This window comes from Paracoccus aerodenitrificans (genome assembly GCF_027913215.1).
GTDB classification, from domain to species: domain Bacteria; phylum Pseudomonadota; class Alphaproteobacteria; order Rhodobacterales; family Rhodobacteraceae; genus Paracoccus; species Paracoccus aerodenitrificans.
This window is the reverse complement of record NZ_CP115784.1, coordinates 2179903-2193181: the sequence shown is the minus strand read 5'-3', so window position 1 is coordinate 2193181 and position 13279 is coordinate 2179903. Positions and strand designations below refer to the sequence as shown.

Here is a 13279-nt window from a genome sequence, read left to right as displayed (position 1 = left end):
AAGTGCACCGGAGGGGAACGCAACCACCTGAAAGCATTGAAAATAAAGAGTGTGCCAGAGACGCAATGGAGCGGGTGAAGGGAATCGAACCCTCGTCGTAAGCTTGGGAAGCTTCTGCTCTGCCATTGAGCTACACCCGCATCCGGCGTCGAATAGGCCAGCGGAAAGATAACGTCAAGCCTCAGCGCAGGCCCATTTCGGCAAGTTCGGCGGCAAGATGTGCGGGCAGTCTGTCGTCATGGGCGCGGTCCGGCGAGAGATCGGGCGGGGCGTCCTCTGGTGCAAGATAGCGCCAGCCCTGGAAGGGCCGCCTGGGAACCGCCGCGACTCGGATCAGGTCGCGATCCAGCATCAGGGCGCAGCGACGGATACCGTCATCCCTGAGATGTTCCTCAAGGCCGATCAGCCGTTGGCGGGCCAGCATCGTACCCTTGAAAACCCAGTAGATCGAGCCGCCCGCCAGCAGCTCGGTTTCCCGTTTGGGCCAAATCCGGGTGACGTGCCGCGCAGGCCGGTCGCCATAGCGCTGTTGCTGCCAGTCCTCAAGCTGATCGGGGCCTTCGGCGCCGACGCAGAGTTTCATCAGATTGACGTATTTGCCCATGCCCCCGATATAGGGGGCCGGGACGTTGTGGCAAAGGGCCAATCATGCATATGTCGACGAGATCGCAGGTCATCTGGTGGGGCGCGGCAGCGGCAGTGCTGTTTCTGTCGCTCTGGCTGCTTGGACAGGCTATTCTGCCGTTCATTATCGGCGCCGGCGTGGCCTATCTGCTGGACCCGCTGGCCGACCGGCTGGAGCGGGCGGGGCTCAGCCGGACATTGGCGGTGGTTGTGATCACACTTGCGGCCATCGTCGCGTTCGTGACCTTTATCCTGTTTCTTGCCCCGATGGTCATCCGGCAGACGACACAGCTTATCAACGCCGCGCCCGAGATGATCCTGCAATTGCAGGCCTATCTGCAGCAGAGATTCCCCGGTCTTCTTCCTCAGGGCGGCACGTTGCAGGCGGGGCTGGATAATCTGTCCAGCCTGATCGGCGAAAAAGGCGGAGAGATCCTTGGCTCGGTTCTGGGCTCTGTCGCCGGTGTCGTCGGCGTGATTGCGTTGCTGGTGATCGTGCCGGTGGTGGCGTTTTATCTGCTGCTGGACTGGGACGATCTGGTCGAGCGCGTCGATGTCCTGCTGCCCCGTCAGCACGCTCCGACGATCCGGCGTCTGGCGGGCGAGATCGATGAGACATTGTCGGGGTTCCTGCGCGGGCAGGGGACGGTCATTCTGATTCTCGGGACGTTTTATTCGCTTGGCCTGATGGCGGTCGGGCTTCCATACGGCATGGCGATCGGGATCGGTGCGGCGGTGCTGTCCTTCATTCCCTATGTCGGCGTGCTGATCGGTGGGGCGACGGCGCTTGGGGTCGCGCTGTTCCATTTCTGGGGAGAGCCGCTGTGGATTGGCCTTGTGTTCGGGATTTTCGCGTTGGGGCAGGTGGTTGAGGGGAACTATCTTCAGCCGAAAATCGTCGGGAACCACGTCGGGCTGCACCCTGTCTGGCTGCTGCTTGCCCTGTCGGTTTTCGGGGCGTTGTTTGGTTTTGTCGGGATGATGGTTGCGGTGCCGCTTGCGGCATCTCTGGGGGTTCTGGTGCGATTTGCGGCGCAGCGCTATGTCGAGAGCCCGCTTTATACCGGGCAGCAATCCGCACCACCCCCGCCGCCGCCCATGCTGGTCGAGATCGCGCCCGAAGGAACGCGTGAGCGGGTGCTGTCTCAGCGTCTGAACGAGGCCGGTTCCGGTGATGCCGGAGGCATTCGCTGATTCATGGCGCGGCAACTGACACTGGATCTGGGCCATGAGCCGGCCTTGTCCCGTGATGATTTTCTGGTCACCCCGGCAAACGCACTGGCGCTGACCACTCTGGAAGCGCCTGAGAACTGGCCTCAGGGTCGGATGCTGCTGATCGGGCCGGACGGGGCGGGCAAGACCCATATGGCTGCGATCTGGTCGGCGGAAACCGGCGCGGCGCGGATGCCTGCGTCCTCGCTGCGGCCGGATATGGCGGACCGGCTTGCGTCGCAGCACGGTGCGGTCGTCATCGAGGACGCCCATCGCGTCGGGCAGGCGGCGGGTGCGGAGGAGGCGCTGTTCCATCTGTGGAACCTCTGCGCCGCGCGGGAATGCTGGCTGCTGCTGACGGCGCGGACGCCGCCGCGCGACTGGCAGATCGCGCTGCCGGATTTGTTCAGCCGGATGTCTGCGATGCCCTCGGTCCGTATCGAGGCGCCGGATGAGGCGCTGTTGAGTGCCGTTCTGGTAAAGCTGTTCGCGGACAGGCAAATTGCGGTGCCTGCAGGGCTGATCGACTGGCTGGTGCCGCGTATGGATCGGGATCTTGGTCTGGCGCGGCGGCTTGTGGCGCGGCTGGATTCAGAGGCGATGGCGCAGCGGCGTCCTCTGACCCGGAATCTTGCCGCCGAAAATCTTAACATTTTATCGAAAAAATAGGTGGCTGGCCGTTAAGGCGACTGGACATTCAGGGGCTTCGCTGCGCAACATACCGGCCATTTTTCATGGGCGGCATATGACGCAAGCTGACTTTCTCAAACATCCATGTCCTCCGCCGGTTCAGCCGCATGGTGGTGTTCCCCACGGTCCGGACCGCTTTTTCAACCGCGAGTTAAGCTGGCTCAGCTTCAACTGGCGTGTGCTGGATGAGGCCCGCAATACGCGTGTTCCTCTGCTGGAAAGGCTGCGGTTCCTTGCCATTTCGGCCACCAATCTGGATGAGTTCTATACGGTTCGTGTGGCCGGTCTGCGTGAGCTTGTACGTGAGGGAAACGCCACCCCTTCGCAGGATGGTCGCACGCCAAGTGAACAACTGCGCCTGATCAACGCCGATGCCCGCCGCCTGATGGGGGCGCAGCAGACGGTCTGGAACGGGCTGCGCAAAGAGATGGAATCCGAGAATATCGTGATTCTCTCACGCTCGCGGATCACCCGGTCCGAGGAAGATTATCTGAACCGGCATTTTCTGGATCAGGTCTTGCCGGTGCTGTCTCCTCTGGCCATCGATCCGGCCCATCCGTTTCCGTTCATTCCGAATACCGGATTTTCGCTGGCTCTCGAACTGGCGCGGGAATCCGACGGTCGCAGGATGCAGGCATTATTGCCGATCCCCGCACAGCTCTCACGCTTCGTTCGCCTGCCGGGGGGGACGCGTTTCCTTCGGCTGGAGGATCTGCTGCTGATGAACCTTGCCAGCCTGTTTCCGGGCTGTCGCGATACCGGGCATTGCGCGTTCCGGGTGTTGCGTGATTCCGATCTGGAAGTCGAGGAAGAAGCCGAGGATCTTGTCCGCGAATTCGAGACCGCATTGAAGCGCCGTAGGCGCGGGACGGTGATCCGGCTGAAGATCACTGAAGGTGCGCCAGATGCGCTGCGCCGGATCATCATGGATGAATTGCAGGTTCACCCTGATGAGGTGGTCGAGGTGTCGGGCATGCTCGGCGTCGCCGATCTGAAAGAGTTGGTTCTGGATGACCGCCGCGATCTGCAATGGCCCGCATTCAACCCGCGCGTGCCGGAACGGGTTCAGGATCACGATGGCGATATGTTTGCTGCGATCCGTCAAAAGGACATGTTGCTGCATCATCCCTATGAGACCTTCGATATGGTGGTGCGCTATCTGACGCAGGCGGCGCGTGATCCCGATGTGCTGGCGATCAAGCAGACCCTGTACCGCACCAGCCGCGACAGCCCGATTGTCGAGGCGCTTTGCGAAGCTGCCGAGGCTGGTAAATCGGTGACCGCTCTGGTCGAGCTGAAGGCCCGTTTCGACGAGGCGGCGAATATCCGTCAGTCGCGTCGGCTTGAGAGGGCGGGTGCGCATGTGGTCTATGGCTTCGTCAATTACAAGACACATGCGAAGATCTCGACCGTGGTGCGGCGCGAGGGTGATGTGCTTGTCACATATACGCATTATGGAACGGGGAATTATCACCCGATCACGGCACGGATTTACACGGATCTTTCGCTGTTTACCTGCGACCCGGCATTGGGGCGCGATGCAACCAAGGTGTTTAATTTTCTGTCCGGCTATGTGCAGCCCGAGGGTCTGGAAAACCTGTCGATATCGCCCATCGAGATGAAGCAGCACCTGATCGAACTGATCCGGCGTGAGGCCGATCTGGCGCGGGCCGGACGACCTGCCGCGATCTGGGCCAAGATGAACTCTCTGATCGAGCCGGATGTGATCGACGCGCTTTACGATGCCTCGCGGGCCGGGGTCCGGATCGATCTTGTGATCCGGGGTATTTGCGGGATCAGGCCGGGGATTGCCGGGCTGTCCGATAATATTCGCGTCAAATCCATTATCGGGCGCTTTCTGGAACACTCCCGAATCGTGTGTTTCGGGAACGGGTATGGCCTGCCGTCGCGAAAAGCGCGTGTATTCATAAGTTCAGCCGATTGGATGGGGCGGAACCTGAACCGCCGCGTTGAAACGCTGGTCGAGTGCGTAAATGACACAGTGAAGGCGCAAATAGTCAGTCAGATCATGGCTGCGAATATGGCCGATGAGTCGCAAAGCTGGATTTTACAACCTGACGGCAAATACCTGCGTCACCTGCCGGCGGGGCGGGATGATTTGTTCAACTGCCATAGGTTCTTCATGGAGAACCCCTCGCTGTCGGGCCGGGGCAGGGTGGGCGCGGGCGACGTACCCGCCTTGACCCATAGCCCCGATTAAGAAACAACCTCTCCAGTCAGTCCCCCTGTCCGAAATCAGGAGCATGATGATGAACGGCAAGGCCGAAATCCAGGACCCGTTCGAGGGACTGTTTGAAGATGCCTCGGCGCGTGCGCTCAGCCGGGTCGGGGTGGTCGATGTGGGGTCGAACTCGATCCGCATGGTGATCTTTGACGGCGCGGCGCGGTCCCCGGCCTATTTCTATAATGAAAAGGTCATGGCGGGTCTGGGGAAGGACATGTCGACAACCGGCATGCTGAATCCTGAAGGGGTCGAACGTGCCGAGGCTGCCCTGCACCGCTTTGCAGCCATTGCCGCGGGTATGAAGGTCCGTCCGATGACTGCCGTTGCAACCGCTGCGGTGCGGGATGCGAAGGACGGCCCGGAATTCCGCAAGCGGATCGAGAAGGAAACCGGCCTCAAGCTGAACGTGATCGACGGCGAGGAAGAGGCACGTCTTTCGGCTCAGGGCGTGCTTCTGGGTTGGCCCGCGGCCGAGGGGCTTGTCTGCGATATTGGCGGCAACTCGATGGAGCTGGCCGTGCTGGACGGTAAGGGACAGGTCGGGAAACGCGCCACCTCGCAGCTTGGACCGTTCCGGCTTCAGCAGGTGAAAGGCGGTGAGGCCGGTCTGCGCAAACATATCCGCAAGGTGATGGAGGAACTGGCGCAGAAAGTCGGCACCGATCATGACCGGATCTATCTGGTGGGCGGCTCGTGGCGGGCCATTGCGCGGCTGGATATGGAGCGTACAGGCTATCTGATGACGGTTCTGCATGAATACCAGATGACCCCGAAAGCCGTCGAGGATACGGTCGGCTGGATTGCCGACAGCGATCTTCAGGCCCTGCGGTCGCGGGTCGGGGTCTCGAATTCGCGGATGGAACTTGTGCCGCTTGCCAGTCTGGTGCTGCGGCAATTGGTGGAGACATTCCAGCCGAAAGAGCTTGCGGTATCCTCATACGGGATCCGCGAGGGGCTGCTTTACGAACATATGTCGGCCAGCCTGCGTGCGCGTGATCCTCTGCTGGAATCGGCCAAATTCACCGAAAAGCAGATGGCGCGTATGCCGGGTTTCGGCAAGAAACTGTTCCAGTTCCTGCTGCCCTTGTTCGAGGATGTTCCGCCCGAGCGGATGCGGCTGATCCGCGCCGCTTGTCTGCTGCATGACACATCGTGGCGGACCCATCCCGATTACCGCGCGGATGCCTGTTTCGACAATGTGACCCGCGCAAATATGGCTGCCCTGTCGCATCCCGAGCGGGTTTTTCTGGGCGTGGCTCTGGTCCATCGCTACAAGAATTCCCGGTCCGGTGCGGCAATGGCGCCGATGTTTGCGATGCTCTCGGATGAAGAACTGAACGACGCCGAGGTTCTGGGCAAGGCCATGCGGTTCGGCGCGATGTTCGCGGTCAAGGACCCTGCCGAAGCGGGTGAGCTTAAGCTGTCGAAGAAGAAGGACAGGCTGGAGCTTTCGCTGACCAAAACCGGCCGTGCCTTGTTCGGAGAAGTGGCCGAGGCGCGGTTTCAGTCGCTGTGCAAGGCGTTGGGCGTTGAGGGCGTTGTCGAGAGATAACCCTTTGGCAGCGCTGAATTATTGGTCCGGGGCGGGCATGGCCGCGTCAAAGAAGCTGACGATCCTGTCGTTGTATGAGCGGTGAAAATCAGACCGGTCAAACCCGTCAGCATCCACGCAAACCATTTTCCAGATCTCTGGATTGACCTCCTCCAGGGCTGGATTGCATTCTGCCATGAATGCGAAATGCCCGGCATCCTCGACGATATTCATCTCTGGAGGGCGTGGCAGATTGGCGGCAATATTCGCAGCATTCGTGTCATGCGGAACCCTCTCATCCCGTGTGCCTGACCAGATCTGAACAGGGACCGTCAGATCGGCCAATGAGGCTTTGCTGAAACCATATCCAAGCCCGGGTGCTGCGATGCTGATCGCAGTAATCCGGGAATCGCCTGATACAGAAGGCAACTGGGAACCGAGTTCGACCGGATCGATATCATCCAGCATCCCGATCCGGCAGGTGAATTCAGCAGGCATGTCAACGCAATGCTGCGCGGCCAGCGAAAAATCGGGCAGACCGCCTGCCGAGACAAGCGCGGTATACGCTCCGGCGGAAAAGCCGAAAACGCCTATTCTTGCGGGATCTATGCGATCTGCATTGCTCCAGCCGGTCAGCATGTAATCAAGCGTTTTCGCGATATCGGCGGGACGGGAAACGAGCCATTCCGAGGGGGAGGCGCTTTCATCCTCACCATTATCGCCGGGATGTGTCAGGGCAACGGCGATATAGCCCGCCTCGGCAAGGGCCATCGCGGTATCCGCATGACCACCCATCCAGCCGCCATTTCCGTGCGACAGCAACACAAGCGGCAGATCAGCGCCTTCCGGTGCGCCGTCAATCGCGACGGCCTGACCGAATGGTGTGTTTGGCTCATCAGGAGGAGATGAAGAAGACGGATACCATATCCCGATCGCGATATCGGGCGACGATGCCACAGAGCCAAGTTCGAAGCCCGCCGCCAGCAGCGGAGCCGGAGATAAAGCAAGCGTAAGAAGGGGGAATAAATGACGGGACATGAAAGCCTCTGCTGAACGTTGCGCTGACCGTATGCGGCGGCTCTGTGTTTCGCAAACGCTCATTGGGTCGTGAGACCGATCATGCAGCCTGTAAAGTCGGCTTGGGTCTGGCGGAGCCGCTGCATTCGGACGTGCAGGATCAGCCGAAGCGATCCGCAGCGGCGGATCACGAAAAAGGCCGCCCCGGGGGACGGCCTTTCCGTTTCTGCCATGAGGGCAGGGGATTACATCATCCCCATACCGCCCATGCCACCCATGCCGCCCATATCCGGGGCGCCGCCAGCGCCTTTCGGCTCGGGCTTCTCGGCAACCATTGCTTCGGTGGTGATCAACAGACCGGCAACCGAGGCTGCGTCTTCCAGTGCGGTGCGGACCACTTTCGCCGGGTCGATCACGCCGAATTTGAACATGTCGCCATATTCTTCGGTCTGAGCGTTGAAGCCGAAGGTGTTGTCGCTGGATTCGCGGATCTTGCCCGCAACGACCGCACCGTCAACACCGGCATTGTCGGCGATCTGACGCATCGGTGCTTCCAGAGCGCGACGAACCAGCGAGATACCGGCATCCTGATCGGAGTTCGCGCCTTTCAGGCCTTCCAGAGCCTTGCCGCCCTGAACCAGAGCAACACCGCCGCCCACGACGACGCCTTCCTGAACAGCCGCACGGGTTGCGTTCAGCGCATCATCGACGCGGTCCTTACGCTCTTTCACTTCGATCTCGGTCATGCCGCCGACGCGGATCACGGCAACACCGCCAGCCAGCTTGGCTACGCGTTCCTGCAGTTTTTCCTTGTCATAATCCGAGGTGGTTTCCTCGATCTGCTGACGGATCTGGGCGACGCGTGCTTCGATCTCGGCTTTCTCACCGGCGCCATCGATGATGGTGCTGTTGTCCTTGTTGATCGAAACTTTCTTCGCGGTGCCGAGCATGTCGATGGTGACATTCTCCAGCTTCATGCCCAGATCTTCGCTGATGACCTGACCGCCGGTCAGGATGGCGATGTCCTGCAGCATGGCCTTGCGGCGATCGCCGAAGCCCGGAGCCTTGACGGCAGCGATTTTCAGACCGCCGCGCAGTTTGTTGACGACCAGCGTGGCCAGAGCCTCGCCTTCGACGTCTTCAGCGATGATCAGCAGCGGCTTGCCCGACTGGATCACCGATTCCAGCAGCGGAACCATCGGCTGCAGCGAGGAGAGTTTCTTCTCGTGCAGCAGGATATAGGCGTCTTCCAGTTCAGCGACCATCTTGTCGGGGTTGGTCACGAAATAGGGGGACAGATAGCCGCGGTCGAACTGCATGCCTTCGACGACTTCGACTTCGGTTTCCATGCCCTTGTTTTCTTCGACGGTGATCACGCCGTCATTGCCGACTTTCTGCATGGCGTCAGCAATCTGCTTGCCGATGGATTCCTCGCCATTGGCGGAAATCGTGCCGACCTGTGCGACTTCAGCCGAGTCGTTGACCGGACGCGAGGCCGATTTGATCGCATCGACGACTTTCGAGGTCGCCAGATCGATACCGCGCTTCAGATCCATCGGGTTCATGCCGGCGGCAACCGCCTTCATGCCTTCCTTGACGATGGCCTGAGCCAGAACCGTCGCGGTGGTGGTGCCGTCACCGGCCTCGTCATTGGTGCGCGAAGCGACTTCGCGGACCATCTGAGCGCCCATGTTTTCGAACTTGTCGGACAGCTCGATTTCCTTCGCAACGGTCACACCGTCCTTGGTGATGCGCGGTGCGCCGAAGGATTTGTCGATAACGACGTTACGGCCTTTCGGGCCGAGGGTGACCTTCACTGCATCGGCGAGGATGTTCACGCCTTTCAGCATACGGTCGCGAGCATCGGTGTTGAACTTGACGTCCTTACCAGCCATGTTTTCTCTCCTGGGATTTCTTTTGAATTGAAGCGTCTGTCAGGGCGTCGGCGATCAGCCGATAATGCCCATGATGTCGCTTTCCTTCATGATCAGCAGCTCTTCGCCGTCCAGCGTGACCTCGGTACCCGACCATTTGCCGAACAGAACGCGGTCGCCTGCTTTGACAGCCGGGGCGATCAGCTCGCCGGAATCCTTGCGGGCGCCTTCGCCAACGGCGACGACTTCGCCTTCAGCGGGTTTTTCTTTTGCGGAATCGGGGATGATCAGCCCGCCCTTGGTCTTTTCGTCGGATTCGACGCGCTTGACCAGAACGCGGTCGTGCAGCGGTTTGAAAGCCATGTTAACACTCCGGTGTTTCAGGTTCAGTGTCTGTTGTTGGCACTCGTTTCTTATGAGTGCCAATGACGGTGATCTAGGTCGCGCCTGTTTTTCTGTCAACTGATCTGATGTGATTTTTTTCTGACGCTCTGGCATTCGAGGTCGCGCTGTGTTTGCCTGCACCCGCAGATAACGGAGACCGTCATGAAACGTCTTTTCGCCGCGCTTTCACTATGTCTTGCCGCGCCCGCAGCTTTCGCACAGCAATGCGCGGGGGACAACCTGATTGCGGCTTTGCCAGAGGCCGACCGGGCCGAGATCAGCCGACGGACTGAAGCGGTTCCCTATACCGAAGGCCTGTTCTGGCGCGCTGAAAAGGGCGGGGACAGCATGATTCTGATCGGGACGTTTCACTTTGACCATCCTCTGCACAGCCAGGTTCTTGAGCGGTTCGGGCAGGATCTGGCCAATGCCGATGCGCTGCTGGTCGAGATGGGACCCGAGGAACAGGCGCAGCTTCAGCAGGCGATGATAGAGGATCCCTCGCTGATGATGCAGCCTGACGGCCCGACCCTGCCCGAGCGGTTAAGCGACGCGCAATGGCAGCAGCTTTCCGGCGCGATGGAGGATCGCGGCATTCCGGCCGTGATGGTCTCGAAGATGCGCCCCTGGTACGCGGCCACCATGATGGGTCTTTCGCCCTGCATGATGCGCGAAATGGCGGCCAATGGCGGGGAAATGACCGGGCTTGACTGGCAGTTGGTCAAAGCCGCGACGCAAAGCGGCACGCGGATCAAGGCTCTGGAGCCCTGGGATACGGTGCTGAAAATGTTCGGCCAGATGACGCCCGAGGAGCAGATCGAGATGATCGTCTATTCGCTGCCAGCAGCGGCCCATGCCGATGATTACGCGGCGACGATGATCGACGCCTATGCGGATCAGTCCGTCTGGCCGATCTGGGAATTCGGTCGGATTGATGCGTACAGCAACACCGATCTGTCGCGCGACGAGGTCGATGAGATGACCGCAGAGGCGCAGGAATTGCTGATGGATGATCGCAACCGAAGCTGGATCGGGCCTCTGACCAAAGCGGCAGAGGCTGCGGGCGGGGAAGGGATCGTGGCTGCTTTCGGTGCGTTGCATCTGCCCGGAGAGAATGGCGTGTTGCGGCTTCTGGAAAAGGATGGCTGGAGCATCGAAAGATTGTCCCTGTAATTCCTGCGTTTTCGTTTCCTTGGCATGGGGCACGATGGACTTTGCGTGTCCGCCAAGGTAGGAGAGCCGCGAATTCCGCTTATATCCGCGTAAGGAGCCCGCGATGATTACCGTACTTGCCCATAAATCGCCCGATACCGACGCGACCGGCTCGCCGATGATCTGGGCCTGGTATCTGAATGAGATCCGCAAGACTCCCGCCCGCGCGATTATTCAGGGCACCACGAATACCGAGGCAGCCTGGATGGTGTCCCGCTGGAAGCAGGACATGCCAGAGATTGTGACGGAGCTGGGTGAGGGCGATCAGGTCGTCATCTGCGACACCAACAACCCGGCTGAACTGCCCTCGGCCATCAATGACGCCGAGATTCTGGAGATCATCGATCATCACATGCTGGTTGGCGGGCTGAAGACCCGTGCGCCGATCAATATCACCATCCGTCCGCTGGCCTGCACCGCCACGATCATGCATGATCTGATCGGTGAGGATATGGCGCAGGCTCCGGAGTGGGTGAAAGGCGTCATGCTGACCTGCATCCTGTCCGATACGCTGGAATTCCGCAGCCCGACCACCACCGCCCATGACCGCTCGGTAGCTGAAAAACTAGCGGGCGAGTTAGGGCTGAGCATCCCGGATTATGCCTCTGAGATGTTCGAAGCGAAATCCGATGTGTCCGCCTTCGGCGACGAGGATCTGCTGCGCATGGACAGCAAGGAATTCGAGCTGGACGGCAGCAAGCTGCGCATCTCGGTTCTGGAAACCACCGCGCCGAAAATCCTTCTGGACCGCAAGGACTCACTGCTCGCTGCCATGCCCGGCGTTGCCGCTGCGGATGGTGTCGATCAAGTCATGCTGTTCATCGTGGACATCCTCAAGGAAGAGGCGACGCTGCTGGTGCCGAATGATCGGGTTCGGCAGATCACAGAGGCCTCGTTCGGGGCCTCGGTCGAGGGCGATACCGTCGTTCTGCCGGGCATTATGTCGCGCAAGAAGCAGATCATCCCGGCCCTCAAGGTCTGATCGCAGCTTTAGAACCGGGGGCGATCTGCCCCCGGACCCCCGAGGATATTTTCACCAGGATGAAACGATGACGCGGATCATCAACGCGCTTGCCGGGATTGCCCCGAATTACGACGTCTTGTTCTGTGATCTGTGGGGGTGTGTGCATAACGGCATTCAGGCCTATCCGGCTGCTGTCGCGGCATTGCAGGAATTCCGGCACGGTGGCGGGCAAGTGTGCCTGATGACCAATGCGCCGCGCCCTGCGCCTGAAGTGATCGCCTCTTTCGGGCGGTTGGGTGTGCCTGACGATGCCTGGGACGATGTGGTGACATCGGGCGATGCGGCGCAGGATGCATTATTTTCGGGTGCCTTGGGACGCAGGGTCTGGCATCTGGGGCCGTCCAAGGATGACAGTTTCTTCGATGCGCCTGCGGAATGGCGGGACGCGGCCCCGATCGAGCGGGTCTCGCTGGAAGATGCCGAGGGGATCGTCTGTACCGGGCCGTTCGATGAGGCAACCGATACGCCCGAGGATTATCGCGGGCAGTTGATGCTTGCGCGTGAGAAAGGGTTGAAGCTGCTTTGCGCCAATCCCGATCTCGTGGTCGATCTGGGTGAGCGGCGGATTTACTGCGCCGGGGCGATTGCCGAATTTTATCAGGAACTGGGCGGGGAATCCCTGTATTTCGGAAAACCGCATCCGCCGATTTACGATCTGGCGCGGCGGCGGCTGAATCTTCGCGATGGTGCCCGCATTCTGGTCATCGGAGACGGCATCAACACCGATATTCGCGGTGCCGTGGGCGAGGGGCTCGATTCTGTCTTCATTACCGGCGGGCTGGCTGCCGGGGATATGGGCGGCGATGTCGAAAATCCCGAGCCGGGATTGCTTGAGGAGTGGTTGCAGCAGAAGCTGCTTGATCCGACCTGGGCGATGGGGCGGCTGCGCTAGGTGGCGCTGTATTTTGCCTATGGGTCGAACATGCTGACCCGGCGGCTTGGGGCGCGATGCGGATCGGCGCGGGGATTGGGACCGGCTGTTCTGGCCGGGCATGAGATCGCTTTCGACAAGATCGGTCAGGACGGGTCGGGCAAGGCAACGCTGGTTGCGGGCAGTGGTGCTGTTCAGGGTGTGCTGTTCCGTCTGGACGATGAGGATCTGTTGACACTCGATGCCATCGAGGGTGTCGGGCGCGGCTATGAGCGTGTCTCGGTGAATGTCGCCTTTGACGGGACCGGGGACGAGGCCTTTACCTATATTGCGCCCGACCGCTATCGCGATGCCGACATGCAGCCCTTCGACTGGTATAAGGCTCTGGTTCTGGCCGGTGCGCGAGAACATGGTCTGCCGGAGTGCTGGCTGTCGCGGCTGGAGGCGGTTCCCTCGGTTCCCGATCCCGAACCCGGTCGGCTGCGCCGGATCGAGGCAATCGGTCTGCTGAATCGCTGCGTTGCGGTGCCCCCGGCTGCCGGGAAGGGCTGACGCTTGCAACCGGGTCCTCTCTGCGCGATACGCTGGTCACTGC

12 protein-coding genes and 1 tRNA gene are annotated in these 13279 nt (G+C 60.5%); 8 read left to right on the top strand and 5 right to left on the bottom strand.

The window, feature by feature from the left end; all coding sequences use genetic code 11:
- Positions 1 to 66 precede the first annotated feature (66 nt).
- Positions 67 to 140, bottom strand: a tRNA-Gly gene (locus tag PAE61_RS12175).
- Positions 141 to 181: 41 nt separating this feature from the next.
- The gene (locus PAE61_RS12170) at positions 182 to 604 is read right to left on the bottom strand and encodes a DUF1489 family protein (protein WP_271112650.1); all 423 of its coding nucleotides are present in this window, start codon (positions 602 to 604) and stop codon (positions 182 to 184) included.
- A 44-nt stretch (positions 605 to 648) separates the two neighbouring features.
- Between PAE61_RS12170 and PAE61_RS12165 the strand changes: the two genes are divergently transcribed.
- From PAE61_RS12165 to PAE61_RS12150, 4 genes are all read left to right on the top strand, one after another.
- Entirely contained in the window at positions 649 to 1818 is a 1170-nt protein-coding gene (locus PAE61_RS12165) for an AI-2E family transporter (protein WP_271112649.1), read from the top strand.
- Between the two features lie 3 nt (positions 1819 to 1821).
- Positions 1822 to 2505 (top strand): P-loop NTPase family protein, encoded by a 684-nt coding sequence (locus tag PAE61_RS12160; RefSeq protein ID WP_271112648.1) that lies wholly within the window; start codon positions 1822 to 1824, stop codon positions 2503 to 2505.
- Between the two features lie 76 nt (positions 2506 to 2581).
- The gene (locus PAE61_RS12155) at positions 2582 to 4747 is read left to right on the top strand and encodes an RNA degradosome polyphosphate kinase (RefSeq protein WP_271112647.1); all 2166 of its coding nucleotides are present in this window, start codon (positions 2582 to 2584) and stop codon (positions 4745 to 4747) included.
- A 49-nt stretch (positions 4748 to 4796) separates the two neighbouring features.
- A complete protein-coding gene (locus tag PAE61_RS12150; protein ID WP_271112646.1) occupies positions 4797 to 6323 on the top strand; it encodes a Ppx/GppA family phosphatase in 1527 nt (508 codons plus the stop codon).
- An 18-nt stretch (positions 6324 to 6341) separates the two neighbouring features.
- On the opposite strand, the gene PAE61_RS12145 is transcribed toward PAE61_RS12150, so the two are convergent.
- From PAE61_RS12145 to groES, 3 genes are all read right to left on the bottom strand, one after another.
- On the bottom strand, positions 6342 to 7340 hold the full coding sequence (locus PAE61_RS12145) for an alpha/beta hydrolase family protein (RefSeq protein ID WP_271112645.1): 999 nt from the start codon (positions 7338 to 7340) through the stop codon (positions 6342 to 6344).
- Positions 7341 to 7564: 224 nt separating this feature from the next.
- Complete coding sequence (gene groL, locus PAE61_RS12140; RefSeq protein ID WP_271112644.1) at positions 7565 to 9214, bottom strand: chaperonin GroEL; 1650 nt, start codon at positions 9212 to 9214, stop codon at positions 7565 to 7567.
- A 54-nt stretch (positions 9215 to 9268) separates the two neighbouring features.
- Positions 9269 to 9556, bottom strand: a complete 288-nt coding sequence (gene groES, locus PAE61_RS12135) for a co-chaperone GroES (protein ID WP_271112643.1) — start codon at positions 9554 to 9556, stop codon at positions 9269 to 9271.
- A gap of 183 nt (positions 9557 to 9739) precedes the next feature.
- On the opposite strand from groES, the gene PAE61_RS12130 reads away from it, so the two are divergent.
- From PAE61_RS12130 to PAE61_RS12115, 4 genes are all read left to right on the top strand, one after another.
- Positions 9740 to 10750 carry a TraB/GumN family protein gene (locus PAE61_RS12130; protein WP_271112642.1) on the top strand — a complete coding sequence of 337 codons (1011 nt, stop codon included), beginning with the start codon at positions 9740 to 9742 and terminating at the stop codon, positions 10748 to 10750.
- A 103-nt stretch (positions 10751 to 10853) separates the two neighbouring features.
- The gene (locus PAE61_RS12125) at positions 10854 to 11771 is read left to right on the top strand and encodes a manganese-dependent inorganic pyrophosphatase (RefSeq protein WP_271112641.1); all 918 of its coding nucleotides are present in this window, start codon (positions 10854 to 10856) and stop codon (positions 11769 to 11771) included.
- 67 nt (positions 11772 to 11838) lie between these two features.
- Positions 11839 to 12705: a TIGR01459 family HAD-type hydrolase gene (locus PAE61_RS12120; RefSeq protein ID WP_271112640.1), complete on the top strand. Its 867-nt coding sequence runs from the start codon at positions 11839 to 11841 to the stop codon at positions 12703 to 12705.
- Positions 12706 to 13236, top strand: a complete 531-nt coding sequence (locus PAE61_RS12115; protein WP_271112639.1) for a gamma-glutamylcyclotransferase family protein — start codon at positions 12706 to 12708, stop codon at positions 13234 to 13236. It begins immediately after the preceding gene.
- Positions 13237 to 13279 lie beyond the last annotated feature (43 nt).